General features: G+C 37.1%; 27 protein-coding genes and 1 pseudogene. 8 read left to right on the forward strand and 20 right to left on the reverse strand.

What is annotated here, in order from left to right:
* On the reverse strand, nt 1-417 hold the full coding sequence (locus tag BMW38_RS19745) for a DUF2946 family protein (RefSeq protein ID WP_092705888.1): 417 nt from the start codon (nt 415-417) through the stop codon (nt 1-3).
* 96 nt (nt 418-513) lie between these two features.
* A complete protein-coding gene (locus BMW38_RS03830) occupies nt 514-990 on the reverse strand; it encodes a GNAT family N-acetyltransferase (protein ID WP_092705889.1) in 477 nt (158 codons plus the stop codon).
* 105 nt (nt 991-1,095) lie between these two features.
* Between BMW38_RS03830 and BMW38_RS03835 the strand changes: the two genes are divergently transcribed.
* Nucleotides 1,096-1,518, forward strand: coding sequence for a MarR family winged helix-turn-helix transcriptional regulator (locus BMW38_RS03835; protein ID WP_213031094.1), 423 nt, complete (start codon nt 1,096-1,098; stop codon nt 1,516-1,518).
* Between the two features lie 158 nt (nt 1,519-1,676).
* Here the strand turns inward: BMW38_RS03835 and BMW38_RS19560 are convergent.
* Both BMW38_RS19560 and BMW38_RS03845 read right to left on the reverse strand, forming a co-directional pair.
* Nucleotides 1,677-1,790 (reverse strand): annotated as a pseudogene (locus tag BMW38_RS19560) (TetR family transcriptional regulator); the annotation flags it as partial.
* A gap of 65 nt (nt 1,791-1,855) precedes the next feature.
* On the reverse strand, nt 1,856-2,752 hold the full coding sequence (locus BMW38_RS03845; RefSeq protein WP_092705891.1) for an AraC family transcriptional regulator: 897 nt from the start codon (nt 2,750-2,752) through the stop codon (nt 1,856-1,858).
* Nucleotides 2,753-2,944: 192 nt separating this feature from the next.
* On the opposite strand from BMW38_RS03845, the gene BMW38_RS03850 reads away from it, so the two are divergent.
* Complete coding sequence (locus tag BMW38_RS03850) at nt 2,945-3,538, forward strand: NAD(P)H-dependent oxidoreductase (protein ID WP_092706136.1); 594 nt, start codon at nt 2,945-2,947, stop codon at nt 3,536-3,538.
* Nucleotides 3,539-3,620: 82 nt separating this feature from the next.
* The gene (locus BMW38_RS03855; RefSeq protein WP_092705892.1) at nt 3,621-4,031 is read left to right on the forward strand and encodes a YybH family protein; all 411 of its coding nucleotides are present in this window, start codon (nt 3,621-3,623) and stop codon (nt 4,029-4,031) included.
* Nucleotides 4,032-4,171: 140 nt separating this feature from the next.
* Here the strand turns inward: BMW38_RS03855 and BMW38_RS03860 are convergent, their stop codons facing one another.
* The 6 genes from BMW38_RS03860 to BMW38_RS03890 form a co-directional block, all read right to left on the reverse strand.
* Complete coding sequence (locus BMW38_RS03860; RefSeq protein WP_213031095.1) at nt 4,172-4,726, reverse strand: TetR/AcrR family transcriptional regulator; 555 nt, start codon at nt 4,724-4,726, stop codon at nt 4,172-4,174.
* 636 nt (nt 4,727-5,362) lie between these two features.
* Entirely contained in the window at nt 5,363-6,568 is a 1,206-nt protein-coding gene (locus BMW38_RS03870; RefSeq protein WP_170834028.1) for a multidrug effflux MFS transporter, read from the reverse strand.
* A gap of 38 nt (nt 6,569-6,606) precedes the next feature.
* Nucleotides 6,607-7,707 (reverse strand): alpha/beta hydrolase, encoded by a 1,101-nt coding sequence (locus BMW38_RS03875; protein WP_092705895.1) that lies wholly within the window; start codon nt 7,705-7,707, stop codon nt 6,607-6,609.
* 16 nt (nt 7,708-7,723) lie between these two features.
* A complete protein-coding gene (locus tag BMW38_RS03880; RefSeq protein ID WP_244524333.1) occupies nt 7,724-8,860 on the reverse strand; it encodes a cupin domain-containing carboxymuconolactone decarboxylase family protein in 1,137 nt (378 codons plus the stop codon).
* A gap of 39 nt (nt 8,861-8,899) precedes the next feature.
* Complete coding sequence (locus BMW38_RS03885; protein ID WP_092705897.1) at nt 8,900-9,949, reverse strand: alpha/beta hydrolase; 1,050 nt, start codon at nt 9,947-9,949, stop codon at nt 8,900-8,902.
* A 19-nt stretch (nt 9,950-9,968) separates the two neighbouring features.
* Nucleotides 9,969-10,820 carry an aldo/keto reductase gene (locus BMW38_RS03890; protein ID WP_092705898.1) on the reverse strand — a complete coding sequence of 284 codons (852 nt, stop codon included), beginning with the start codon at nt 10,818-10,820 and terminating at the stop codon, nt 9,969-9,971.
* Between the two features lie 157 nt (nt 10,821-10,977).
* Here BMW38_RS03890 and BMW38_RS03895 point away from each other — a divergent pair, with 157 nt between their 5' ends.
* On the forward strand, nt 10,978-11,871 hold the full coding sequence (locus BMW38_RS03895; protein ID WP_092705899.1) for a LysR family transcriptional regulator: 894 nt from the start codon (nt 10,978-10,980) through the stop codon (nt 11,869-11,871).
* A 185-nt stretch (nt 11,872-12,056) separates the two neighbouring features.
* On the opposite strand, the gene BMW38_RS03900 is transcribed toward BMW38_RS03895, so the two are convergent.
* The 3 genes from BMW38_RS03900 to BMW38_RS03910 all read right to left on the reverse strand — a co-directional run bounded on the left by BMW38_RS03900 (nt 12,057) and on the right by BMW38_RS03910 (nt 14,406).
* Nucleotides 12,057-13,109: an NAD(P)-dependent alcohol dehydrogenase gene (locus BMW38_RS03900; protein ID WP_092705900.1), complete on the reverse strand. Its 1,053-nt coding sequence runs from the start codon at nt 13,107-13,109 to the stop codon at nt 12,057-12,059.
* 62 nt (nt 13,110-13,171) lie between these two features.
* Complete coding sequence (locus BMW38_RS03905; protein ID WP_092706138.1) at nt 13,172-13,804, reverse strand: carboxymuconolactone decarboxylase family protein; 633 nt, start codon at nt 13,802-13,804, stop codon at nt 13,172-13,174.
* Nucleotides 13,805-13,911: 107 nt separating this feature from the next.
* A complete protein-coding gene (locus BMW38_RS03910) occupies nt 13,912-14,406 on the reverse strand; it encodes a (R)-mandelonitrile lyase (protein WP_092705901.1) in 495 nt (164 codons plus the stop codon).
* Between the two features lie 207 nt (nt 14,407-14,613).
* Here BMW38_RS03910 and BMW38_RS03915 point away from each other — a divergent pair, with 207 nt between their 5' ends.
* Nucleotides 14,614-15,501, forward strand: a complete 888-nt coding sequence (locus tag BMW38_RS03915; RefSeq protein WP_092705902.1) for an AraC family transcriptional regulator — start codon at nt 14,614-14,616, stop codon at nt 15,499-15,501.
* A gap of 110 nt (nt 15,502-15,611) precedes the next feature.
* Here BMW38_RS03915 and BMW38_RS03920 read toward each other — a convergent pair whose 3' ends face one another.
* Nucleotides 15,612-15,839, reverse strand: coding sequence for a tautomerase family protein (locus BMW38_RS03920; protein ID WP_004642882.1), 228 nt, complete (start codon nt 15,837-15,839; stop codon nt 15,612-15,614).
* A 62-nt stretch (nt 15,840-15,901) separates the two neighbouring features.
* On the opposite strand from BMW38_RS03920, the gene BMW38_RS03925 reads away from it, so the two are divergent.
* A complete protein-coding gene (locus BMW38_RS03925; RefSeq protein ID WP_092705903.1) occupies nt 15,902-16,384 on the forward strand; it encodes a winged helix-turn-helix transcriptional regulator in 483 nt (160 codons plus the stop codon).
* A 44-nt stretch (nt 16,385-16,428) separates the two neighbouring features.
* Here the strand turns inward: BMW38_RS03925 and BMW38_RS03930 are convergent, their stop codons facing one another.
* The 6 genes from BMW38_RS03930 to BMW38_RS03955 all read right to left on the reverse strand — a co-directional run bounded on the left by BMW38_RS03930 (nt 16,429) and on the right by BMW38_RS03955 (nt 22,973).
* Nucleotides 16,429-16,638, reverse strand: a complete 210-nt coding sequence (locus BMW38_RS03930) for a cold-shock protein (protein ID WP_005040451.1) — start codon at nt 16,636-16,638, stop codon at nt 16,429-16,431.
* A 348-nt stretch (nt 16,639-16,986) separates the two neighbouring features.
* On the reverse strand, nt 16,987-17,523 hold the full coding sequence (locus BMW38_RS03935) for a DUF4468 domain-containing protein (protein ID WP_092705904.1): 537 nt from the start codon (nt 17,521-17,523) through the stop codon (nt 16,987-16,989).
* 199 nt (nt 17,524-17,722) lie between these two features.
* On the reverse strand, nt 17,723-19,672 hold the full coding sequence (locus BMW38_RS03940; protein ID WP_092705905.1) for an alkyl/aryl-sulfatase: 1,950 nt from the start codon (nt 19,670-19,672) through the stop codon (nt 17,723-17,725).
* A 138-nt stretch (nt 19,673-19,810) separates the two neighbouring features.
* Nucleotides 19,811-21,205 (reverse strand): hypothetical protein, encoded by a 1,395-nt coding sequence (locus BMW38_RS03945; RefSeq protein ID WP_092705906.1) that lies wholly within the window; start codon nt 21,203-21,205, stop codon nt 19,811-19,813.
* Nucleotides 21,206-21,546: 341 nt separating this feature from the next.
* Nucleotides 21,547-22,164 carry a TetR/AcrR family transcriptional regulator gene (locus BMW38_RS03950; protein ID WP_092705907.1) on the reverse strand — a complete coding sequence of 206 codons (618 nt, stop codon included), beginning with the start codon at nt 22,162-22,164 and terminating at the stop codon, nt 21,547-21,549.
* Nucleotides 22,165-22,346: 182 nt separating this feature from the next.
* Entirely contained in the window at nt 22,347-22,973 is a 627-nt protein-coding gene (locus BMW38_RS03955; protein WP_092705908.1) for a TetR/AcrR family transcriptional regulator, read from the reverse strand.
* Nucleotides 22,974-23,139: 166 nt separating this feature from the next.
* On the opposite strand from BMW38_RS03955, the gene BMW38_RS03960 reads away from it, so the two are divergent.
* A complete protein-coding gene (locus BMW38_RS03960) occupies nt 23,140-24,717 on the forward strand; it encodes an MFS transporter (protein WP_092705909.1) in 1,578 nt (525 codons plus the stop codon).
* Entirely contained in the window at nt 24,714-25,802 is a 1,089-nt protein-coding gene (locus tag BMW38_RS03965) for an HlyD family secretion protein (RefSeq protein WP_092705910.1), read from the forward strand. Before BMW38_RS03960 ends, BMW38_RS03965 begins: the two co-directional genes overlap by 4 nt.
* Nucleotides 25,803-25,844 lie beyond the last annotated feature (42 nt).

Genomic DNA, 25,844 nt, shown 5'->3' on the forward strand with positions numbered 1-25,844 from the left:
TTAAGCAAAACAAAGTTGTTGAGGTGGAGCGCGACCTTGGGGCGAGAGAAATAAACGCCGTAAATAAAATAATATATAAGTGATGGTTGCCAATATGATTAAGCGAATAGTCACTCCAATTTCAAACAGAGATAATTTGAAGCCATCAATTGTTGCAATGTGACTATACAAATAACAAAAATGACAGCTTGTGCTTGAATCGTGTTGAGCGCTCTTGTTTGAAATTTTTTTATTTACATGCGTTGATAGATGATGAGATGAATGTGGTTCCGAGCTCATTTTAGAATGGTGCATTACTTCTACAATTTGAGCACATACCAACTGCTGATGCATTTCATTGGGCAATAGGCTTTGCCAGAACACAAAGTTCTGTAGCAATATTGCTAGCAAGCCTATTATGATCCCAAACCGGTACATGAAAACTTATTCTCATCAATGTAAGCCGGAAAATAACATAATTTCATTCAAATCATTAGCGTTTTCTTAAATGCAGTCTTTTCTGCTTATTAAAATTTAAAGCTTGAGCAGAAAAATTAAAGAGTCTCGATCTGGATAAATATAGTTAAATGGAAGATCACTTTTTGCAATTTCAATAAAACCAGCTTGTCGATAAAATTTATGCGATCGAGTTGCCTTTGAAGGAGTATCAAGAACAATCGTTTCAAATTTCTTGTTTTGAGCAAATGCTATAAGTTCATCATACAAAGCCTTTCCAACTTTTTCCCCTCTTAGCTCTGAGTTGACAAAGAATTTTTTCAAAATTGCTGATTTGGAATCATATGCTTGGAGTCCCAAGGTGCCAACAACTTCATCTTGGTCATTTAAAGCTAACCAGAAATTTCCTCCAGATTGAATATAATATCTTGTGATATCAAGCAGATCAGGTTGTTCATCTAATTGTATATTTACTTTAAACTCATCATTTTGAATTTTCAAAATTAGATTAATCGCCTCATCCTGATACTTATTTGTATATTCAACAATTTTCATTTTTCAAACACCATAAGAACTAAAAAAATACGGGTATATACCCGCATATTAGTAAAATTATATACTCCTTACAAGAATTACGCTTTGTGGCAAAATAGATTTAACTTGATAAAAGCAACTGAAATTATGATTTTACCTTGTTACAGCGCCATTCTACGTAGTGCTTCACGACGCTTAAGCCATCAATACAATACTGCTCTAGCCGAGTTTGGAATTAATATTACCCAATTTTCGCTTTTATCAATGATTAAAAGAATGGAACCGATTAGCCTTTCGACTTTGGCCAAAATGATGGAGTTAGAACGATCTACAATGGGAAGAAATGTAAAGGTTCTAGCTAAAATGAAATTGGTTGAGTTATTACCCGGAGAAAGCGATCAAAGAGAAGTTACCTTAAAGCTAACGCAAGAAGGCCATCAATTATTGAAAGACTCTTATCCTCACTGGAAGAAAGTTCAACAAGAAATTGAGAATAAAATCGGCAAAGATCAAATATCAGTTTTAATGGATATATTAAATAAAATTTAGTTAAAAAGTTCTAATGCACCAGAGAAGTTAGCATGTTAAGCCCATTAAAGGGCTTAAGTCGGTTTATAGAAAATTTGGATTCAGTAACACGAAGATAGAAAACCTAAGAAATATTCAGCTTTCTTGCATTGTTTCCAACTGTTGCGTCAAACTTTAATTTACACAAACTCCGCCAAAAAATAATCCAGCAACCGTTCCCTGTCATCCACGCTATTTACATCTAAAAGCTGAACCATCGCCCCATCAATCGCAAATAAGACTATGTGTCCATCTTGGTACTTTTGCAGATTCAACAATTTGATCAATACCAACACAATGAAAAACCATATTTATTAATTCAATTATTTAGATTACGCATACGTTTTATATCCCTGAGCGGTGGTTCCCCAAACATTCGAGCATACTCTCTATTAAACTGAGTAACACTTTCATAACCAACACGTATAGCAGCACTACCCGCATCCATATCCTCATATAGCATCCAATGCCGTGCATCTTGCAGACGTAAATTTTTTAGATATTGCAAAGGGCTTAACCCTGTAATGGTCCGGAAATGTTGCCTAAAAGTAGATGAACTCATGTGTGCTTTTGCTGCTAATTCATCAACTGAAATATTATTTGTATAGTTTAATTTAATCCAAGCAATGACTTTGGAAATTTGTTGACTAGGTGAGCCTACAGTTGCGAGGTGCTGGAGCATAGGTCCATGCTCTCCGTCTAGTAACCTGATAATAATTTCTCGTTGAATTAATGGCGCAATAAATGGAATTTTTTTTGGTTCATTTAAAAGTTTAATTAACCGTGTTAAAGCATCAAGTAATTCATCATCTAACTTTACAATCGACATCGCTCTTGAACAGCCACCTTTGCAAGCTCTTGAAGCATCCATTTCCGTAGCAATTTGCACAATTAAATTTGCATCCAGATCCAAACGCAACCCTAAATACGGCTCTGCTATTGTGGCCTCCGTTACATAAGATACAACTGGTAAATCAATCGAATTAATAAGTGCTTGTCCAGAGCCATATTCAAAAACCTCTTCTCCAAGTGTTACGCTCTTTCCACCTTGTACTGTTACACCTAAACCTAGGCCAAAGATACAAGGCATTGGATCAGTGACTGTACTACGCCGAGCTATCGCCAATATCGGAAGTTCTGTATTGTAATCGCCGTCGTTTTGAGCAATATCTTTAACTAAAGATATGAGATAACTATGTACACTGGACTTGTTCATTTTTACTCTATGATCATAAAATCAGGATTTCAATATCCTATTTAAGATTAACAGATTAAAAATTGATTATTTATTTTTTTGTCGCTCCTCATCATATTAGGCAAGAATTAAAGCAGATTTGGCAATCAAGATTGACGTTCTTCCATGCAAACTAATGCCTTAATTTATGCGAATAAAATTAGGCAAAGTCTGATGAAGAAAGTATTGATTATTAATACACATCAATTCTATGAAGGTATTTCTACTGGTACCTTAAATAATTCAGTAGTTGAAATCATGAAAGAAACGATGACCAATCTAGGGTGTGAAATTCAGCTTACTCATGTTGAAAAAGGCTATGATATCAACGAAGAAGTGAATAAACACTTATGGGCTGATTTGATTATTACTCAATCTCCTGTGTATTGGTTTGGTTCACCTTGGATCTATAAAAAATATGTTGATGAAGTTTTTACTGAAGGTTTAAAACAAGGAACCTTCTTAGCCGACGACGGACGTACTCGAAATGATCCATCTAAGCAATATGGTACAGGTGGAAAGCTCTTTGGCAAAAAATATATGCTATCGCTAACTTGGAATGCACCACAAGAGGCCTTTGATAACTCTGAGCAAAAGTTATTTGATGGTAGATCGGTTGATGATGTCTTTATTCACAATACATCAAACTACAAATTTTGTGGTGTTGAAGTATTACCAACATTTTCATTCTTTGATGTATTTAAAGATCCACAAGTTAGCAAAGATATCGAGACTCTAAAACAGAAACTCATCCAAATTTTTGATTAATTTCCAATGAAGCCAAAAATATATCGCTACACTCTCATAGTGTGGAATATTTAACCAATTAAAAATATTTAGAGGATTCCTAATGAGCGAAGTATCTAATGAAGAACTGGTCGCAATTGAAGCGACAGCGATAGCTTATTTGACCGCCTTCAATCGTGCAGATGTCGAAGCTGTGATAGCAACATACACAAATGAAGGTGTCCTAATGGGACCTGGAATGCCAGCGGCTGTGGGCAAGGATGAGCTTGCAATAGTCTATCCTAACGTTTTTAATGAAGTCGGCTTTGATATGGCCTATGAAATTAAAGAAGTCGTGCAAACCAGTGCTGACTGGGCCTTTGTTCGAAGCGCCACTGAGGGTACAGAGACAAACAAATCAACTGGCATTATAACCCAAGCGAAATATCATGAGTTATTCCTGCTAAGTAAATCAGCAGATGGAAAGTGGCAAATTGCACGATATTGCACATCTAAGATTAGTCCTGTCGCCTGAGTTGCATTTGAACAGAAAATTATTTGATCCGCACTTTGTTGCACAAACCTTTTTTATAAAGGCTTGTGCATTTTAAACAACTATCTTAATGACCAAAACTAAATTTTGGATAAAAAAACTATAGCAATATAATCAAAGAATTACATAGTCTGTGCCAAAAAATAATCTAGCAACCTTTCCCTGTCATCCACGCTATTTACATCTAAAAGCTGAACCATTGCCCCATCAATCACAAACAAAAACATGTGGGCATCTGGCTTTGAAGCATCTACATTAGCTGTTAAAAGTAAATTATAAATTTCTTTGATCAACCAGTTTCGATATTCAATCACGACCTGATACGCCTTTGGATGTGTTTTCGCAATTTCAAAAATGGCCTTAAATGGCAAATGATAAAGCCCGTCCAAATTTGCATGTAAAAAGTAAATTTTGCGAAGTTTTTCAATTACGGTTAATTCTTTTTGAACATAGATAATCGAAATGACCTCATGTTTAAGTCCATCTTTTTGAAAAGTCAGACTCATTTCAATGAGCCTTTCTTTTGAATGAAAATAGTTATAAAACGTGGCTTTCGGCATCTTTGCAGTTTCAATAATTCGGTCTACTCCGACATTATGAAAGCCATAATTGTTAAAAAGATAACGGGATGTATGAAGCACGCTTAAAGCACGAAATGGGAGATCTGAATGTGGCATAGTTTTACCGTTATAAAATAAATTCTTGTTGTATATAAATGAGATATAAATTTCTTCGCTCTTTTTTAGCAAATAAAAGGCATAGCAAAGCCACAAAGACTGTGCTTGGCACATCTCAAGTTTTATTGTTGATGCAAGTTTTTGAGCCGTAATGACTTAAAGCCTGAAAACCCTAAAGGTAATCAAGCTGATAATATGATTTAAGTTGTATCGTTATAGCTTTTGGCAATGGCTGCCAAGAAATGATGAATGTACAAAGCCAACTCCTTTTTATTGGGAGTTCTGCCAAAACATTAGAAATTATGGTGGCAGAACGAAAGAGGGTTCGCAGACTTGGTAATACACAAGCACACCCGTGGGTGTCCCTCTCCCGTCCTACCGCTACGGGAGGAGACTAGGAGCTTACACACAAAACTATCCCTCAGAAAGGAATAATTCTGATGCGGTATTACATGCGGTCTGCGACAACCGACTGGCAATGTAGGCCAGTATGCAAATGGTAATCTTCAATATTTAAGGTGTCAATGTGATATTGGCTAGAAAATATTTAATTAATTATTGTTTTTCATTAAATTACACAATTAAGAAAAACCTTAAATAATGGCTTAACAATTTACTTTTACAACAGTAATTTAATTAGTGTTTATGAGGAATAAACGCCATTACTGCACTCAGTACTGTAAAAATTGTCATAATGACAATCATGGTCGTAGGTGTGCCCGTAGATAGCCATGCAAGTAATAATGAAGAAATGATTCCACTTCCATATTGCAATGAACCAATCAGTGCTGATGCTGAACCAGCCATTTCAGGTACACCATCTAGTGCTGCTGCTGTTGAGTTGGCTGCAATCATGCCATTCATAGAAAAAAAGACAAAAACCATAGCAATAATGCTATAGATTTGCCCAATTTGGGCATAGAACAAAACGCAAAGAATTAAGAGTGCCAACATGGCAATCGCAGTGGTAAATTTGAGTAGTTGATCGAGGCTAAATCGTTTGACCAAATTACGATTCACAAAACTAAGTCCCATCACCCCAACGATATTGAGTGCAAATAACCAGCCATAATGTTGTGCATCTACGCCATAAAAAGAAATATAAACAAAGGGTGAGCCAACAATAAAAGTAAAAGCAGCAACATAGAAAAATGTCACACACAATGTATAACGCATAAACTGCCTATTACCGAGTAACTGACGGTAATTCTTAAACGTATTCAGCACTGAAGTCGTGGTTCTTTTTTCGGGAGCATGAGTTTCGGGCAAAAAGAATAACGATATAAACATTACTGCACCAATCATTGCTAACAACCAGAAAATGCTATGCCACGTACTAAACTTAATGATTTGCCCACCTAATAATGGTCCAGCAATCGGAGCGATTGCCATAATAATCATTAGAGTTGAAAGCATTTGAGCAGCTTGAGTCCGAGCATACAAATCTCGAATTATAGCGCGACCAAGCATAGGACCTGTGCATGCCCCAAAAGCCTGAAAAACTCGCCAAAATACGATCTGTTCAATTGATTGTGATAATGCACAACCAATTGAACCAATTATAAAAAGAATCATGCCAATGAATAAAGGAATCTTCCTTCCGATACGGTCGCTCATTGGGCCCCATATTAACTGCGCCAATGCGAAGCCACCCAGAAACCCTGTAACCGTCAGCTCAACATTCCCATTTAATTCATGTGCCATTTGTGGCATGGCTGGTAAGTAAATATCTGTAGAAAGTGACGTAAATGCCATTAATGCACCTAAAATCATCATAAAGAACCAACTTGAGGTCTGTATGGTGTTTTTAGAATGTGAGATGGGGGCAGATGATGTTGGCATTTGAGAAACTCTATAAATTTTGCTTAGATAAAAATGAATTAGTCCAGTTTATTTTGCTTAAGCCATTCTGAAAGCAGTTGTGCAATTTGTCCGTTGTTTAGATCAGAAAAAGGAAAATGAGTATTTCCATAAATACCAATTTCTGGCAAATGGACTAATTGAGCATGTCCACCATGTTGATTAATCTTATCAACCCAAAGCTGTGCCATTTTTAAACGCACACGCCAATTGTCTTGCCCTGCATTTTGCTGGCCTGCATAGCCATTTTTTTCAGTGGGAATGTTGTCGCCATAATAAATAATGATTGGCATTTTGGTCAGCTTCTCGAACTGTGCCATTTTTACAGGGGTCGGAGCCAATGTTCCTGTAGCACTCGACATCGGCTCAGGCAGTTCATTTTCAGGAAAAACAAAACCACTGCCTGGTTCATACGCCACGATGCCTTTAACCTGACTAGATTTGATTGCTGTCCACCAACCTGGTCCACCACCTTGTGAATGGGTAATGAGTACGGCATCTCCCGATTTCTTCAAAACCTCAACCATTGCATCGCTAATTACTTGTTCATCATAAGCTCCAGTATTTGGAGTCATTTGACGGAAATATTGATTTAAAGCTTCTGGATTTTTTGAAAACTGTACACCATTAAAAAAATTAGGATATTGCCCTATACGAAACATATTAAACCAAGCTTGGTCGTTAGTCGTTGCAGGTAGTTCCGCCGCTACAGTCGATTGGCCTGCTTGTCCACGGCGTGGCTGATCTACTACATAAATCGGGAAATTCTGACGTAGAAAAATTGTTTGAAATCCCTCTCGACCATCGGGGGTAGTTCCCCATGTTTTGGCCGACTGGCCTGCACCATGTAAAAAAACCAGTGGATGAGGACGGGCATTTTCGGGAATTTGATAAAATACTGAAGCATGGTCACCATGCAAAGTTTGACCTTGAGGGGTAAACAATTGTTTATCATCAAATTGACCCGCAGTTTGGATCACTTTCCCACCCGCTGCAAAATTACCTTGCTGGGCAATCTTTAAAATATTTGATTGCAGAGGGTTGATTGAGCAGGCTGAAATTGAAGCCGCAATACAGATTGAGAGCAGCACTTTGCCGAACATCGAGTTGGTATTCATCATTTCTTTCTCATCTCAATTATTTTAATTGCTGTACAACACTTTGAGCATTGTTTGCCAAATCATTGCCCACGGCTTGCTGTAAAGTCGTCATAATTTTCTGCATTTGAGTAGCATCTACACCAAGATTTTGAGTAATTCTTAAATGCGAACGTAATTGCGCATTAACATCTCCTAACGCAGATAGCGTGCTCACAACAACTAATTCACGTTCTAAAGGAGGCAAGTTATCTCGGCTAAACAGATAACCAAACAAATGGGCTTTCAAAGCGTGATCCATCGTAGGTGAAAAATTATCGAACAGCGGTTTTGAATTGTCTTCGATAGAGGTGTTATTCAGATAAGCGAGTCGTTCTATACCAAGCTGATAATAATCGGTATTACTTGGTAAAGTGCTTGGCATTGCGCCCTGTGTATCTTTGATACCCTTTTTCTCACGCTCTTCAAGTAGGCTTTTAAAAGTTAGCATCCCGTTTAACGCGCGTGGAAAACCTGCATAAGCATATTGATGCGCAAATACTTCTTTAATTTCATTGACCGTTAAACCACTATTCAACCCACTAACTAGTGCTGGCTTGAGTTTTTCAATATCTCCTCTTGCAGTAAATGCAGCAATTGGAATCAAACTTAATTGTTTTTGATTTAACACTACTGATTTGCTGTTTTTGGAAGATTCTGATGTTGGTTTAGCATCAGTTAAATTTACTTTTTCTAACCATGTAACACTTTTGCCATCGGTAGCCACAGGACTCATGGCGATGTGCGACATTGGGCTATGTTCACTTGCTCCATGCCAATGTTTAACATTGGGTGGACACCAGATCACATCTCCCTTATGAATGGTTTGAATAGGCTTACCCCATTCCTGTGTACGCCCTTCGCCCTCAGTCACAATTAAATATTGACCATGAGGATGTGTATGCCAGTGAGTGATAGCTCCTGTTTCAAAACTAACAATCGCAGGAGCAACATTACCTTTGGAAGGCATTACAGGGAAACGTGAAAATTCAGCTTTACCTGAAAAGTTATTGTCTGGAGCAGATTGAATAGCAAGCTGCTCTGCTCGAGTAATCTGCTGTTCTATCTTGTCTTCAGCCCAGACCATTCCCGAAAGAGAACTCATTACAAGTAAGGCATTCACCTGATTTTTCATCATATTTCCTATCATCCTATAATATGCAAATCACAAAGTTTTCTATTTCAAATTTTTGCTATAGAAAGCGGTCAACTGACCCATTGCCTGTTTGACATATTCAGGCTTCCAATATGTTTCGATATGCGTCGCATTTGGAATTTTGAATAAGGTTTTATCTTTTGTGCCTGTGGCTTTTGCAAAAGCATCTTCAGTCATATAAAGGCTATCGGCCTTACTTCCTGCGATCATTAATAAGGGCTGATTGATCAACTCGATTTGATCGGTTGCATCCCAACGCATCAGATCAAGCAAACTGCTCATGGTATATTTAAAAGTCGAATTTGGATGAGCATGTGTTCTCCAATAATATTCATAACCTTGGCGATACATCTCAAATGGTAATTTGGCAATCTGCTCATCAGTCATATCGGCATCACCTGCATAGAGAACCGTACCTCCTGCCGCTTCCTGAGCACGAGCATCAGAGGCTTGTTTTAAACGCTGTTGAATCGTGTCTAACTGAGAATCTGCAAAACCATTACGGCGAACTCGTCCTGAGTTGAACATACTTAAGGTAGCCACTGCTTTAAAACGTTTGTCCGTTTCCGCTGCTGCCAAGGAGTAGCCACCCCCACCGCAGATTCCAAGTAAACCTAAACGGCGACTATCTACACCTGCATATTGGGTAATAAAGTCTGCCATGCCATGCACATCTTCAATACGATTTGCGGGTTTATCTACACTACGCGGTTGACCACCACTACCACCTTGATAAGCAGCATCGGCCGTAATAGTGATATAACCTTGTTCAGCTAGACGTTGTGCATATAATCCAGCAACTTGTTCTTTGACCCCACCATTTGGGTGTGCCACTACAACTGCGGGATATTTCTTATTGGCATCATAATTAGCTGGGGTATAAACATTGGCAACAATATCCAAACCATTAAGCTTATAAGTCACAGGATGAATATTGACTTGCCCTTTAGCGTTTTTAGTAATTGCACCGCCATACACGAGGCCAAAGGGGTTATCTTTTTTATCTGCTGCAAAAGCAGCACCAGAAGTCGTAATTACTGCTGACATTAAAATGGTATTTAAAATTTTCATCATCATTCCTCATCTAAACTTATACATCTATTTTTCGATGGGCTAACCACTCAATCATGGCTGGATCACGATGTGAGAAAAATGCGCTGGTTGCTGTATCCATTGCTGCAATTTGGGTCATATCTTCAGTTGATAATTCGAAATCAAAAATATCGATATTTTCTTGCAAGCGTTCTTTGCGCACAGATTTGGCTAAAGACACAATATTTCGTTGAAATAACCAACGTAAAACCACCTGTCCTACAGACTTACCGTATTTCTGCCCAATCGTTACCAGTACAGGTTGATTGAATAAATTATTACGGCCTTCAGCAAAAGGTGCCCATGCTTCTGGTTGAATATCACGAGATTTCATCCATGGCACAGCATGCAATTGTTGGTTAAATGGATTGACTTCAACTTGATTGACCGCAGGTTTTACCTTATTAAATGCGATAAGATCGGCTAAACGATCAGGATGAAAATTACTGACACCAATTGCACGGATTTTACCTTCAGCATATAACTCTTCCATTGCTCGCCATGCGCCATGCACATCACCAATTGGTTGATGGATGAGATAAAGGTCAAGATAATCCAGCTGCAAACGGTTCAATGAACGTTCAAATTGTGCTTTTGCGCCTTCATAACTGGCATCTTGTAACCATAACTTTGTGGTGACAAATAATTCATCACGAGCGATTTGACTTTGGCGAAGTGCATTACCCACTTGCGTTTCGTTTTGATAAGAGGCTGCCGTATCAATCAGTCGATAGCCTGCTTCTATCGCATGTAATACAGCTTGTTCACATTCCACAGGATCTGTCATTTGAAACACGCCAAAACCAACAAGAGGCATTTCAACATCATTATTTAATCGAACTGTTTTCATCGTTATCTCTCACCACGTACATACAAGGTATTGGTTAAAAAATAACTATAACTCGACAATAAGGAATGTATTAGCTAGGCAATTTCGATTACATTTATATGAATTTTTGATTAATAAAATTCTATTAACAAAAAAAATAGTATTTTCGAGGTGCCGCATGTCTGAAAATTTAGATGATTTAAAATCTTTTATTATTGTTGCTCAAACAAGGAGCTTTACCAAAGCAGCGGGACAATTAGGTGTATCCCAATCTGCCTTAAGCTATACGCTTAAAATGCTTGAACAAAGGCTTGGCATTAAACTATTGAATCGAACAACTCGAAGTGTTTCCCTCACACAAGAAGGTGAGCAACTTCTTAATGATATTGAACCTCTCATCACAGGCATTGAACAAAAGCTCTATAACTTGAATGAATTTCGGGATTCACCCCGCGGCAAGTTACGAATTAATGGAACCGAGATAAGTCTCAACTTTTTATTATGGGATAAATTATCGAAATTTTCACATGACCATCCCAACATACAACTTGAACTGACCATGGACTATGCCTTTACGGATATTGTTAAGGATCGCTACGATATTGGGATTCGATTGGGAGAAAATGTCCATAAAGATATGATCTCGGTTAAAGTTAGTCATGAATTAGAAATGATGACTCTGGCTTCGCCCGCCTATTTGCACACATACGGCGCTCCTCAAATTCCTGATGATCTACACCAACATCGATGTATTGGATTGCGCTTACCCAGTCATGAACGTATTCAATCATGGGAGTTTAAAAACTCTCAGCAAAACTCAGAAATTCAAACGCTATCTCCCGAGTTTTCAATGGTTGTTAGTCATGCCAGATTGCAGTTAAAAGCAGGTTTAGATGGGTTAGGGATTGTCTGGCTACCGAAAATTATGGTTGAGGCCGAAATACAAAAAGGTAATCTTGTGACGGTATTAAAAGATTGGGACATGAGTTATTCAGGTTACTACATGTATTACCCGAGCCGTCGTGAGTCTTCACCCTTATTTCGGTTATTAGTAGAAGCATTACGACTGTAATTTTAACTGTAAATATCAGGCACAAATGTATAGTTTGGCTAGAAAATATTTAATTAATTATTGTTTTTCATTAAATTACATAATTAAGGAAATTCTTAAATATCAACTTAATAATACTGTCCCGTTTAGAGACTTTTTTGAGCTGTGCACCCTAAGGCAGAATGCACAGTCAAGATCAAACTAGCTTAATGATCAGATAAAGTTTTCATATCAATCACAAAACGATATTTCACATCACTCTTTAACATACGCTCAAAAGCGTCATTGATATTTTGCATATCAATCATCTCGACCTCAGAAACGATGTTATGTTCACCACAGAAATCAAGTAACTCTTGTGTTTCCTTAATCCCGCCAATCACTGAGCCAGCAATTGATTTTCTACCCAAAATCATTGGCATTGAATTTGCGCTAATTTCACCCAAATATCCAACCAACACAATTGTTCCATTTAAAGCTAACGTTGGAATATAAGGCTTAAGATCATGGTCATAAGGCACAGTATCAATAATTAAATCAAACTGATTTAACACTGATTTCATTTGAGCTTCATCTGTTGAGAGCACAACATGATGCGCACCGAGCTGTTTTGCATCTTGTTCTTTGTTAGCTGAGCGGGTAAATAAAGTCACTTCCGCACCTAGAGCATTTGCAAGTTTAATGGCCATATGTCCCAAGCCACCTAAACCAACGACTGCAACTTTACTGCCCTTTCCAATATTCCAATGGCGAAGTGGTGACCATGTGGTAATCCCCGCACAAAGTAACGGCGGTACAGCTTGAGCATCTAGGTTTTCAGGTATTTTTAATACAAAATCTTCACTACAAGTAATTGTTTGAGAATATCCGCCGTAAGTCGGTCGTTGGTCATGACGATCTACAGCGCCATAAGTTTGGATGTTGCCTTGTTCACAATACTGTTCTAGTCCTGAATGGCAAGCTGAACAAGTACGGCATGAATCGACCATACAGCCAATGCCCACCAACTCACCGACTTTATATTTTGTGACTTTGGGGCCAATTGAGGTTACGCGCCCTACAATTTCATGACCCGGAACTAACGGATAAGAACTGAATCCCCAATCGTTTTTGGCCTGATGTAAATCTGAGTGACAAACACCACAATATTCAATTTGAATAACGACATCATCTTCACGTGGAGTTCTACGTTCAAACTTAAATGGAACTAAAGGAGTTTCTGATGACAGCGCGGCATATCCTAGAACTTCAATTGTCATATTTTTCTCTCATGTTTAATCTATAAATAAAGATGATTTCATCTCTGCAAAATCATTTAGAGCTATTGATTTTGGAAACTCGTCAATACCTTTTGGAACCTTTGACCCACTTGCAAACTTACTTTTTTGCTAAGTATTTTCTGTATATCTTCAAAATGATGAGAAGTAACACCTTGTTTCTTTGCAATATTAATATGGGATTGAAGTTGGCTATCTACACCTTCTAAAGCCGAAAGCATGCTTAGAGTAGCAATCTCACGATCTTGCCAATTCAGCACATCCCTTGAAAAAATATCGCCAAATAGATGAGCCTTTAAATACTCATCTATAGCTGGAGCAAATTCAAAAAGTGCACCTTTTACGGGTTGACCAACCAACTGAGTCTGATTTTGAGTACCTTGTAGAAGTGCCTGATAATCTTTCGGTAAAGCATTATTCGTTTTGCCTTCTACGTCATGAATACCGTTTTCTTTACGCTGTTCTAGCACCTGCATAAATGTCGCGAGAGCATTCAAACTTCGGGGAAAACCAGCGTAGGCATAGGTTTGAACTAAAACTTCCTTAATTTCTGCAATGGTTAGTCCCTGATCTAAACCATCTTTTAATGATTGACTAAGTTTGACTAGGTCACCATTTGCAGCATAGGCTGCAATCGGTATGATTGCCTGTTGGTGTTGCGATAAAGAATTTTGCATTGGCTTCATTTCCTTGTTTTGCGACAAAGAAGGCTGAACTTCTGTAGCCGCATAAATTTGCTGCTCAAGCATTAACACGCTGATAGCTAAAAATATGGACTTTAATTTCAATGACCCGCCTCTTTATATTGTTCATCTGACACGGGCTCTAACCAATCTACGTTTTTGCCCTGTTCATCAGTTGCAGTTAAAGCAAGGTGTGTCATCGAAGAATGTCCACTTGCACCATGCCAATGTTTCACCCCAGGTGGGCAGTAGATCACATCTCCTACAGAAATCTTTTCAGCAGGTTTACCCCATTCCTGCACAACTCCTTCGCCCTCTGTCACAATGAGATATTGCCCTTTAGGATGTGTGTGCCAAAATGAACGAGCATTTGCATTAAAACTTACATAGGCACTTGAAGCATTTATCCCTTCAGTCACATCAGTTAAAGGTTTAATTGCTACAGTTCCTGTAAAAATATTATTAGGTCCTTCAATTACTTGTTGCTGACTAGCTTTTTTGATGGTTTGAGATGCGGTGACTGGTTGTTTATCCATTGCGGGTACTCCCATTGAGATAAATAAACTAGTCACAAAAGTGACTGTCTTAATATTCATCTTTTTTCCTAGATTGATATCAAACCTCAATTTTTTGAGGGTACGCAGAATGAAGCGTTATTCAAACAGTATAAAAATGAAAATCATAAGCTGTTGTTCTATTCCTCTCACAGATTTGCCTAATCCTCCGAATTGTTGCACTTCTCTCTATTTTTCTGATTTGAAATGCCTACAATAAAAACACAGAGGGTAATAGGTAGAATCTGAATGGCGAATAGGTCTCTAAACCATAATCAAGAATTAGCTCAACTTGTCGATCAATGGACTAAAGAAAAAGGTACATTCGAAACACCTATTATGGGACTGACTTTATTTCGTGCGGAAACACTGATCCAACCAACGAGCTGTATGATGGATGCCAGTCTATGTATGATTGCTCAAGGGAAAAAACAGGTTATTCTCAGTGAAGAAGCCTATACCTATGATTCTAATCATTTCCTTTTTACGGCAATTGACCTGCCAGTAATTGCTCAAGTTCTTGAGGCTTCGGTTGAACAACCTTATCTATCAATAGTCTTACGACTAGACCCCTATGTACTTGCCCAAATCATGCTTGAAGCGCATATTCCTTTTAAAGATACAAATAATGAAAAAAAAGGAATGGCTGTTGGAGTGGTGAGTTCGGAACTGAATGATGCTTTTATACGGTTATTAAAACTACTAGACACACCACAAGACATCCCAATCTTGTCTCCCCTGATTATTAAGGAAATTTTTTATCGTTTATTGATGAGTCCACAAGGTGATCGGCTTAAACGTATTGTAGCGGCAGGAACTACAGGTCATCGAATTGTGAAAGCCATTGAATGGCTGAAAACTAATTTTGCAAAATCATTTAGCATTGAAGAGCTTGCGAGCACCATGGGTATGAGCGCTTCAAGTTTTCACCAGCATTTTCGTGATATTACTTCAATGAGCCCCTTACAATATCAAAAAAGAATGAGACTGACCGAAGCACGGCGCTTATTAATCACTGAAGAATGCGATATTTCATCTACAAGCATGCAAGTAGGCTATGAAAGTTTGTCGCAATTTTCTAGAGAATATAAACGCTTTTTTGGGGTTCCGCCGTCGGTGGATATAAAGAGCGTATAAAAATAGACAAGCATTTAGCAGATTAATTTTTAATAACCTGAATTACCCTAAAATAATTCAGGTTTGTTATGTCGGTATTTCTACACCTAACACCACTGGAAGAATAATAGTTAATTAGCTTTAGATATTATTTCAATCATCTCTTTTGTTGGTCGCAAGTGACCTAATTGCCACTGTTCAGGAGGATATTCATCAATTCGTATCCAGACATGCTCTCGAAAAGCAGCATTTCCCTTTCCTTCGATCTCTACAAATAAATCTGCTATTCGCTTAAAAAGCTCAGCCTTACTTTCTTTATCTAGTAAGCCTTCTATTGTTTGTATATTTATAAATGGCATAATGCTACCTGAATCAACCCTAGGTCTAAATTGTAGACTCATGCTAATTGGAGCCCCACTGAATGTCAAATCAAATTATTCCAAATATTAGATTCTCGGCAGATGCGTGTGGAATTTTTCAAATTGCTGAAATATTGAATGACACGTGGACCATCCTCTTATTAAGAGAAGCTTTTTATGGGGTAACCAAATTTAATGAATTTTTAGAAAATACAGGCATATCAAAGCAAATTTTATCTAATCGACTAAAACATCTTATTCAATTAGAAATATTTGAATTGTCTATTTATAAGGAAATCGGTGTTAGAGAGCGTAAAGAGTATTTACTCACACCAAAAGGTAGAAGCTTAAATATTGTATTACTTGCAATGCTTGAGTCTGGCAGCAACTTTATTGAAGCTGATAAAGATGTAGTTAAGGTTTTCCACAAAAATACAAATGATTTACTTAAATTAAAGCTGGTCGATTCAAATGATCAGGTCGTTAGCTTAGAAAATTTAGAATTAAGATTAATTCATCGTCAGGTAGAAGTTGATTCAGAATAAATAAAAAAGCCCTGATGATTCAGGGCTTTTTTATTTATCGCTTATTACTGTGGAATAATATTCACAGCACTTGGACCTTTTTGGCCTTGAGCGATATTAAAAGTTACTTGCTGACCTTCATATAAAGTTTTGAAGCCAGAAGAAGCAATTTCTTTAAAATGGGCAAACACATCTGGACCAGATTCTTGTTGAATAAAACCGAAACCTTTAGTTTCGTTAAACCACTTTACTGTACCATTACTTGTATTAGACATAATATATCCTTTGATTTTAATAATTTGAGTCATTTTAAAATGACAAATATAACTTTGAAAAAATAATAACGAATTGAGCTTAAGATCTGAAAAAACGAAGGATTATGACTAAAACTGCGATACTTAAAGAAGATTTACTACAAGTCTTTTTTCTAGTTAAGTTAAGCATACAGGAAACCAATATTTATTCAAGATATTTATATGCAATATTTATTTTTTTTATATTAAAGAGATATACATCACCTACTTAACAAAGATAAATGCCTATTTTCCTTAGACATTTATCTCTCACGAGCCTATATTGGGCCCCTACAACTATACTTTTTTAAAAGCCAATATATAAGAAAACTACATTGGACTCGCGCCTACAGGTTGAGCATTCGGATGTGAGATATGAAATTTATAGCCTTCCACAATGTTCTTTAATTGATTTTTTATGGCTGCATTTTTATCTTTATAAAAATGATTATTACGGTTGTCACGAGGTTCTATATTGCTAAAAGTAAGCTTAGCTTGATGATCTTTAACTTCTATTTTCAGAATATAATTAAAGGAATCATCCGCTACCTTAATCATATTTCTGCTTAGACAGTCCATACAATTATCAAATTTTAGCCCTGCATGTCCTTTAATGGTCAGTACTTTATTTACTTCATCTGCCTGAATAATCTTTCGACTTGAAACATAATCCACCACATTGTTTCGCCAGTTTTTAGAAGCATCATAAATTTGCGTTTGGCTTAACCCTTTGAACTTAACAGTTTCTGAAAAATACTCGTTTTTCTTTTCAGCAGGTTTTTCATCAACTTTATTAGGTAAAGAAAGACAACCTTGCATACCTAGTACAGCAAAACTTAATGTAGCAGCTAAAATTACTCTTCTCACGTAACGCTCACTTTTTAAAGAGACTAGAAGTTAGAACCTCCAAATTTACACCAGCACATCGAATAATTTGGTTTATATAAAGTTAAAAATGCAGTACCTGATTGTCAGGTGTATCAGGTACTGCCAGATCTAGATCAATTGAAATCATTGCTAAAGGATGCTTTAGCTTAAGTTTCCTAGGAATCTATCTTTGATCGTTTTAATTTTCTGGACGAGTCACTATTGGAAAACCATTGCTAGACTTTTTAAATAAAGAAAAGAACTTTCCAATTTTTAACGGATTGCCCTTTATTTCGCTGTCCTTAGAAAATAAAACTTTCGAAGCATCTACTTCACCTGTAATTAACTTTAAATATAAAAGTTTAGTCAGCTTCAACGTTGGGCAGTTTGTCGGTAGATTACCACTGTCATATTTATCAAAGAGCATGACCGAGTTTTCAATCCGTAATGAAAAATTTTCTTGTGTATCGGTCAAGACTAAGTTCATACACTGATTTTCATTTTTTAAATTTTCAACATCTAGATTGGTTGCCATCGCTTCAAGAAATCTTTCAGTCGGCGTATGAATAAGTAAACCTAAACGACCAGAGGTATTCTTAAGTGGAGTAACACCTTGTAATTCTTGTGCGCCCGATAAATAGAAATTACGCCAAGTCGAAGCTTCCGCTGAATATCCTAATTGTCGATAAGTTTTTGCCAGCAATTCTTTGGCTTGAAAATTCTTTGGATTATTAAATACTAAATGTTTTAGAACTTCCGCAGCCCATCTGTATTCAGCCTTGTCGTAAGCTTGCTGAGCATTTTTTAAAGCGTTCGCCTCTCCACCAGCCAATTCAATATATTTCTTTGCAGCATCTTTAGGCGGTAATGGGTCTAAATTTGACGGGTTGGCATCAAACCAACCCATGTAGTATTGATATACAGCCTTTGCATTATGTTTTAAGGTTCCATAATAGCCGTGAGCATATAGCTTTTGGTCTAACTCAGGTGGCAGTTTAATCTTCTCTGCAATTTCAGCACCATTTAAACCAGAGTTCATATAACGAACAGTTTGATCATGAATGAATTTATAGACATCTCTTTGTGTCTTAATAAAGTCTTGAATATTTTGTTGCCCCCAAACTGGCCAATGATGCTGGGCAATAAAAACTTCTGAGTTTTGGGTTTGCACTAAAGCTTGGTTAAGATAACCGACCCACTTTAACGTATCGCGTACTTTAGCACCCCTTAGAGTATAAAGATTATGTAGCGTATGGGAGAGAATCTCTGCGCCGTTATAAAGCTTAAGTGACGGAATGGAAAAAGTTAATTCTGACGGCGCTTCTGAACTTGGAACGTTATAAAATACAAAATCTAAACCATCGATATTCAATTTTTGCTCTTTCTGCGTAATCAACTGATTCGGTTCTAAAATTCCGATTTGTCCGACTGCTACAGCTTTACCTAAACCATTATCCACCAAACCTTCTGTATTTTTAGGCAAATACGTACCATACATATACGTTGCTCGGCGGGTCATGGCTGGTCCCGCCATAATGTTCTCACTAGTCGCTTCTTCCATAAATCCTTCGGGAGCAACAATTGGTATTTTTCTTTGCTTCAATTCTTCAGCAGAGAGAACACCGAGCGCCCCCCCAAAATGATCAATATGACTATGTGTAAAAACAATCGCTGAAATTTTCTGGTCACCTAAATGCTGTCTTGCAAATTTGATAGCCGCTTCAGCAGTTTCTTTAGATGTTAAAGTATCAACAATGATCCAGCCTGTATTCCCCTGAATAATGGTCATGTTTGCCAGATCAAAGCCTCGAACTTGCCAGACACGGTCCGTCACCTTAAACAAACCAACATTATTATTTAATTTTGCTTGTCTCCACAGGCTTGGATTTACAGTATCGGGAGCTTGATCTTTAATAAAATTAAATGCATCAAAATCCCAAATCACATCTCCTTGCTCATTCTTTATTTGGCCAGTAGGTTTAGCGATAAAACCCTTTTCAGCATTTTTAAACTCATCAGCATCTTGTAGATTGTACTTGCTACCGTACGAAGCATTTGAGTCAATAACGGCCTTCTCTACTTTATTTTCTGCAAATGCATTGAGAGAAAAAATGGATAATAATGACACCGTTAGTACTTTAATTTTCATAAAATTTCCTTAATGTTTTATATGCTTTTTATCCCTTAAAGATTGGGAATATTTTTATTGAATTAGAACTTTTTAGCGTACTAAAGAAAAAACCAATCTTTCATTAAAAGATTGGTTGATTTTCTTTATATCTAGATTTTAAGAACATCCCTTTGTTTCAAAGGCGTCTTTAGAGGTGTAGCGAATGTCTGGCAAATAATCACCCATTACTGCTTTTTCTTCACCGGGTACTTTCACCTTCTGAACCGCATGAGCAAAGGCATTATCAGGTAATAAATTACGCATAATAAATAAACCAAAGTCTGAGTGACCGAAAGCTTTACCATCTTCGGCTGTATAACCTGAACCACGAGGGCTTAGCTCAAGGAAATATACTCCACACTCTTCTCGTGCATTCGCTGGTCGATCTTCTGGTAACGAAGCAACAATGGTATAGAACCCGTCTTTGTCTACTTTTTGAATATTTTCGTCATAGAGACAATAATTTGTCGCGGTTGAAATCACTTCATTTGTACAAATTGACCAATAACGTACATCTGTTTTTTGAACAAACGGATCATTATTAAAGGTTTTTTCTGTAGTTGGAACTTTACCTCGAAGTTCTATCACTTTCCCTAATCGTCTACTCACCGCCGCATAAACATATTCATTGTCAGGTGTAGCCCAATAACCAAGTTTTGGTGTGACCGCCAAACCTTCGCATTTATCAATCGGTTGTTTTGTAATAGGATCGAATTTATAAATACATTTAAAGCTATCTAAAGCACTAAAGGCTTTGTACCATTTTGGTTCCTGTTGTGCAGGAAAACCCACATATCTATTTTGGTTAAATGCATCTACAGTATTTTTTAATGGCATTGTTGATATACGATCAATAGGTGCTTTTTTTACTTCTAGAACATTACAAACATCTTGGCCTTTTTTGACCTCCCCATTTGCAAGTTGTACTTTAAATCGAGGGAAACTCACATTTCCTTTAATATCCATGTTTTTGTTAGGTACATATACACGATATAAAATGGCAACTTTGCCATCACCTATTTTTGGGGCATACAACGTATTATTTAGAGGATTACTTGGTAAATCTCCTAATTGCAATTGTGCTGAGTAACTACGCGCTTTACCAAGGCGGTTATTCCCGATTACAAACGGGTTGATTGAACCTTGATTTGGTAAAATAGCTGCATCCAATAGTGAATTAACTCGCTCACCTTTTGCAGTATAGCTCACCAATGAAAAGTGACGCGAATAAGGATAATCCCCATCAATCATTACTTTTGCACCTTCTGGAACAGTAAATTCTGATGACCAATACGTTACATTAGAATCAGGAAACGCATAATTTAACGGGTCTTCTCCAGTATGCTGTTTACTTGTTACAGAATCTTGCCACATGCAATCTGTTAACTCAGTTCCTGGGTTTGTTGGTTTATTTACCTGAGTAGAATCATCACTATCATTACACGCGCTCAAACCTACAGAGCCAATAACCGTCAATAATATTGCAATCCTTAACTGATTAAATTTTTCCATAATACTTTTCCATTTTGACCAAGTGATACAAACTTGATCTCTTTGTTATATTTCTTAATCTCGAATTTTTTCCGAGACCTAATCCATTTAGATTAAAATAATAATCCAACTAGATTAAATATCAAGCTATTTTTATCACCCATGAAGAAAATTATTTTTTAAAATTAAATCAAATACTTATCAATATTTATTAAAATATCAACACTACAGAAAAAGTTTTATCAATTCTGATTAAACAAGTGAGGAGAGTTCAAACCGTACTGTCTAAACACTGGTTCTATAAAAAATGTAGGGCGAGATGAAGCAATGCTGACTCAATAAAAGATAGGAATTTTTGAGGCTTATGAATAAAAATGATCTGCTTTAAAACGAATTCCGCCTTCAATATAATCTTTTAAATATTTGGCGAGTAGTTTATGGTCTTTAACCTCTGTTGGCCAAAAATGCTCAAGTCCAACATCACTGATCACATTTAAAATAATATTAAAAGTAAAAAGTACTTTAAGTGAAATCGCATTAGGGTCTGCATCTGGTAAAGCTTGTTGTAATAGACCTACGGCTTTATTGGAAATAGGTACTAAAGTTTTTGCAACAATAACGCGCCCTTCATCTCCAGCACTAATCGTTTTAGAGAAAAATTTTATGTAATGAATTCCGTTATTCTGTAAAAGTATTTTTACCATCGGCTTCATTAAAGCATCTACAACATCAGAAACCTGTACATTATTAGATGGAATAGCATTTAATAACTCTAAACTATCAATAACATAAGGCTGCATAACGTGATCTAATGCGGCCTCCACGAGTCCCCATTTTGATTTAAAGTGGTAATAAAGAGCTGATTTATTTGCAACTCCAGCAGTTTCATTAATTCTTTGTACTGATAGCGTTTCAATATTATTTTGTGAAAAAAGAATGATGGCTGCTTCTATCAATTTTTCTTTAGTTTGTTTACTCATTAGATTCCACAGTACAAGTTAAAATTAATGGTGTTAACTTAAGAAAATATCCCCATTCTTATGCATTAACCTTTAGAGAAAAATAATAATCCATATAGATTAAATATCAAGTTGTTTTATTCTCAAATAAGCAAAAATAGAAATTATTCATACCAATTTTGAGACTGGAAGTACTTATAAAATTATTTTAACTTCTCTTTGTAATTGATATTTTTCATAAATAAACCAACTGCGTATTCAACCCAAGAACTAATTTCACTATCCGATATGATGTAATTAGGATGTGTAAGACACTTAAGATGCGCATCACTTCGTAATAACGCTAAAAATAAATTCGCAGCGACATCTGAAGAAGCATTTAACTCAATTTCACCATTTTTAGCTGATTTTTCAAGATAACCCGCAATGATATTAGCAAGACGTTCTGGGCCAACTTGAAAGAATTTTTCAGATAACTCTGGGAACCTGACTGCTTCTGCAATACATACTCTAAAAAAAGCCAAACCTGAATGCGATAATATAAAACACAGATAAGTTTTTCCAATTTCAGTTAAAGCAGAACGTAGGTTTTCGGCTTTTGTCTCGACTAATATAATTTGCTCTTGCATGTTTGTGCATTGTCGTTCAATCACGGCAGCAAACATCACTTCTTTATTTTTATAACAGCCATACATGGTTGCTTTTGAAACACCCGCCTCTTTTTGAATCATATCTGTTGTGGTGCCGCTAAAGCCATGAGTCAGAAAAAATTTTGTTGCTGCATCCAGAATTTTTTGATCTTTTTCATTAGCTTTCGATGAACCAGACATAGTGACCTTATAAAGATTTTAACGGTTTCATTATTAGTGTAACTCATCGAAAAGTTCAAAATCGAGAATTGACGTAAATTTAATTAAAGAGTAGAGTACCGATCGGTACAGTTAATTGCAATACCTGCTACCTACATAAATTTGTGTTTAAAATTTAAGGTAAAAGATGAATATACGCCCACTCATCGGTTTGGCAGGTGCAATATTTGCTGCAATGACTGTTGAATTTAATAACCGAATTACCAGTATTACCTTAGCCGACATACGTGGAGCTATGGGAATTAGTGTCGACTCGGGTTATTGGGTCAACAGTATTTATGCCAGCGCCATGATTATTGGAATGATACTTTCCACCAGTTGGGCGGTCATTTTTTCTATGCGAAGAGTTCTTCTTTTTGCTATAGGGCTTTGCCTCGTTTCTAGCGTTTTAATTCCATTTAGTCCAAATATCGAAATATTTTATTTATTACGCGCCTTACAAGGCCTAGCTAATGGTTTAACTATTCCTTTGCTCATGGCATGTGCGCTTAGATTTTTGGGGCCAGATATTCGACTATGGGGCTTAGCCTGCTATGCATTAACTGCCACTTTCTTTCCCAACTTAAGTGCTGCGCTTTCTGCCTTTTATTTAGATGTGATTGGCTGGAAGATGATTTTCTTTCAAACCATTCCTTTTTGTGCGCTAAGTGCTGCGCTGGTTTATTTTGGAATTCCTCAAGACCCTTTAAATTATTCAAGAATAAAGACTTACGATTGGACAGGCGCTATTTTAGCCATTGTTAGCTTGGCAAGCCTGAGCACCATGTTGTTACATGGCAATCATCTAGATTGGTTCCATTCCAAATTAATTTGTGTACTGGCTTTAATAAGTGTCATCACATTACCGTTATTTTTGATACATGAATGGCGTTCTCCATCCCCATTAATTAAACCGCAAATGCTCGAAATACGAAATTTTGCTTATGCCATTTTTGCGCTGTTTTGCTTTGTGATTATTGGGATGTCGACAAGTACATTACCGCTCAATTATCTGAGCGCTGTACACGGCTATAAACCTACCCAAACCATGTGGATTGGTTTACAAATTGCGGCATTGCAATTTATCTATATTCCTATTGTCGTTAAGCTTTTAAATCAAGCTTGGGTCGATAGTCGATATGTGCATGGCTTTGGTTTACTTCTAGTCATCGCTGGCTGTTTAGGGGCAAGTCAACTCGACACCACATGGAATCAAGATCAATTTTATTTTTGGCATGCGATTTCATGTTTAGGGCAAACCTGTGTAGTGCTCTCTTTGCTCATGATGGGTACAAACAGCGTACATCCAACCATGGCAATTTACGCTTCACCAATGATTAATACCCCACGTGCCATTAGTGGCGTACTTGGTGTTTGCATTTTGGATTGGGTGAACCGAGTACGTGGTGAATACCATTCAACACGACTAATTGAAAATACAGCCCAACATGTTTTCCAAAATATTCAAGGCCCTGTTATTAACCCTCTTACCCCACCTGTACTGACTGAAAATGGCGCAGAACGTGTTTCAGGTGGTTTATCAGCCCTAAATTCTGCGATTCAAGCGCAGCAATCTGTTTTAGTCATTAGCGATCAATATCTACTTTTAGCGGGATTGGCTGCGTTTTTATTGATCGTTATGCTGATTTTGCCCGTTAGAACTTATCCGCCACGTATTGCTCTCATTAAGTTAATGAATAGTCATAACTCAGGAAAATCTTTATGAGTACTCTCGAAGCCCAAGATACCACCAACATCGAACCACCCAAGTTAACAAAGATGCAATATCTCAAAAAGCATTGGGTTATGGTTATCGCATTCATCATCGTTTTAGCATCCATTTTATGGGTTTTAAAACTCATATTTTTACCCTCTTCGATTATTGAAACAGACGATGCACGTGTGGATGTAGAGTACTCAACCATTGCCCCTAAAGTGTCTGGCAATATTGAAGAAATTTATATTAAAGATCATCAGACTGTAAAAAAAGGACAACTTTTAGCAAGGATTGACGCACGTGATTATCAAGCTGCTTTGGCTGAAGCTGAATCTAATTATGCAAAAGCACAAGCTGACTTAAGCGAAGCAATGCTCGCAGTGGATAGACAACCAACCGTTATTAGAGAAACTGAAGCACAGCTTAGAAAAGTAGAAGCAGGAATTACACTTACTAAAGACAACACGGCGCGTTATGAACAATTACAGGCGCTCGGTGCTGAGTCGAGATTAATTACACAGCAGTCAAAAACCACATTGACTGAACAATATGCCGACTTAGACAGCAGCAAAGAAAAAGTGATAGATGCGCAGTACCAGCTAAACCAATATAAGATTCAGGTACAAGCCAAACAAGCTGCTCTTAAACAGGCACAGGCCGCCCTTGATAAAGCAAAACTAAATTTGAGCTATACAGAAGTTCGAGCGCCTATTGATGGCATGATTGGTCAAAAGTCTGCTAACGTCGGTAACTTTGTTGGCGCTGGTAACCCATTAATGGTTGTCGTGCCTTTAAATCAAGTCTACGTAGAAGCAAACTTTCGAGAAATTGAGTTAAAACAAATCAAAATCAGACAACCTGTTAATGTCTATGTCGATGCTTATAACGTTGAATTAAAAGGTGTGGTAGATAGCTTTTCACCCTCTACTGGCGCATTTTTCTCACCAATTTCTGCAACGAATGCGACGGGCAACTTTACCAAGATTGTTCAGCGTTTACCCTTACGCATCAAACTTATTGAGAACCAACCAGATATTAAGTTGTTGCGTCCTGGTTTATCTGTTTTAGTTTCGGTTGATACAACTCAGAAATAACTCATTTGTATTTTGGGATAAGAGCAAAAAGAGACCATTTGT

It is taken from the genome of Acinetobacter sp. yr461, assembly GCF_900110445.1.
GTDB lineage: Bacteria > Pseudomonadota > Gammaproteobacteria > Pseudomonadales > Moraxellaceae > Acinetobacter > Acinetobacter calcoaceticus.

What these genes read in the sequence shown, in the direction of transcription:
- BMW38_RS03960 (WP_092705909.1), top strand. Translation starts at nt 23,140, where the DNA reads ATGAATATACGCCCACTCATCGGTTTGGCAGGTGCAATATTTGCTGCA.
- BMW38_RS03915 (WP_092705902.1), top strand. Translation starts at nt 14,614, where the DNA reads ATGGCGAATAGGTCTCTAAACCATAATCAAGAATTAGCTCAACTTGTC.
- BMW38_RS03860 (WP_213031095.1), bottom strand. Translation starts at nt 4,726, where the DNA reads ATGCCACATTCAGATCTCCCATTTCGTGCTTTAAGCGTGCTTCATACA.
- BMW38_RS03955 (WP_092705908.1), bottom strand. Translation starts at nt 22,973, where the DNA reads ATGTCTGGTTCATCGAAAGCTAATGAAAAAGATCAAAAAATTCTGGAT.
- BMW38_RS03830 (WP_092705889.1), bottom strand. Translation starts at nt 990, where the DNA reads ATGAAAATTGTTGAATATACAAATAAGTATCAGGATGAGGCGATTAAT.
- BMW38_RS03870 (WP_170834028.1), bottom strand. Translation starts at nt 6,568, where the DNA reads ATGCCAACATCATCTGCCCCCATCTCACATTCTAAAAACACCATACAG.
- BMW38_RS03875 (WP_092705895.1), bottom strand. Translation starts at nt 7,707, where the DNA reads ATGATGAATACCAACTCGATGTTCGGCAAAGTGCTGCTCTCAATCTGT.
- BMW38_RS03930 (WP_005040451.1), bottom strand. Translation starts at nt 16,638, where the DNA reads ATGTCTAATACAAGTAATGGTACAGTAAAGTGGTTTAACGAAACTAAA.
- BMW38_RS19745 (WP_092705888.1), bottom strand. Translation starts at nt 417, where the DNA reads ATGTACCGGTTTGGGATCATAATAGGCTTGCTAGCAATATTGCTACAG.
- BMW38_RS03850 (WP_092706136.1), top strand. Translation starts at nt 2,945, where the DNA reads ATGAAGAAAGTATTGATTATTAATACACATCAATTCTATGAAGGTATT.
- BMW38_RS03940 (WP_092705905.1), bottom strand. Translation starts at nt 19,672, where the DNA reads ATGAAAATTAAAGTACTAACGGTGTCATTATTATCCATTTTTTCTCTC.
- BMW38_RS03905 (WP_092706138.1), bottom strand. Translation starts at nt 13,804, where the DNA reads ATGCAAAATTCTTTATCGCAACACCAACAGGCAATCATACCGATTGCA.
- BMW38_RS03945 (WP_092705906.1), bottom strand. Translation starts at nt 21,205, where the DNA reads ATGGAAAAATTTAATCAGTTAAGGATTGCAATATTATTGACGGTTATT.
- BMW38_RS03920 (WP_004642882.1), bottom strand. Translation starts at nt 15,839, where the DNA reads ATGCCATTTATAAATATACAAACAATAGAAGGCTTACTAGATAAAGAA.
- BMW38_RS03890 (WP_092705898.1), bottom strand. Translation starts at nt 10,820, where the DNA reads ATGAAAACAGTTCGATTAAATAATGATGTTGAAATGCCTCTTGTTGGT.
- BMW38_RS03895 (WP_092705899.1), top strand. Translation starts at nt 10,978, where the DNA reads ATGTCTGAAAATTTAGATGATTTAAAATCTTTTATTATTGTTGCTCAA.
- BMW38_RS03885 (WP_092705897.1), bottom strand. Translation starts at nt 9,949, where the DNA reads ATGAAAATTTTAAATACCATTTTAATGTCAGCAGTAATTACGACTTCT.
- BMW38_RS03925 (WP_092705903.1), top strand. Translation starts at nt 15,902, where the DNA reads ATGTCAAATCAAATTATTCCAAATATTAGATTCTCGGCAGATGCGTGT.
- BMW38_RS03910 (WP_092705901.1), bottom strand. Translation starts at nt 14,406, where the DNA reads ATGAATATTAAGACAGTCACTTTTGTGACTAGTTTATTTATCTCAATG.
- BMW38_RS03845 (WP_092705891.1), bottom strand. Translation starts at nt 2,752, where the DNA reads ATGAACAAGTCCAGTGTACATAGTTATCTCATATCTTTAGTTAAAGAT.
- BMW38_RS03965 (WP_092705910.1), top strand. Translation starts at nt 24,714, where the DNA reads ATGAGTACTCTCGAAGCCCAAGATACCACCAACATCGAACCACCCAAG.
- BMW38_RS03880 (WP_244524333.1), bottom strand. Translation starts at nt 8,860, where the DNA reads ATGATGAAAAATCAGGTGAATGCCTTACTTGTAATGAGTTCTCTTTCG.
- BMW38_RS03855 (WP_092705892.1), top strand. Translation starts at nt 3,621, where the DNA reads ATGAGCGAAGTATCTAATGAAGAACTGGTCGCAATTGAAGCGACAGCG.
- BMW38_RS03950 (WP_092705907.1), bottom strand. Translation starts at nt 22,164, where the DNA reads ATGAGTAAACAAACTAAAGAAAAATTGATAGAAGCAGCCATCATTCTT.
- BMW38_RS03900 (WP_092705900.1), bottom strand. Translation starts at nt 13,109, where the DNA reads ATGACAATTGAAGTTCTAGGATATGCCGCGCTGTCATCAGAAACTCCT.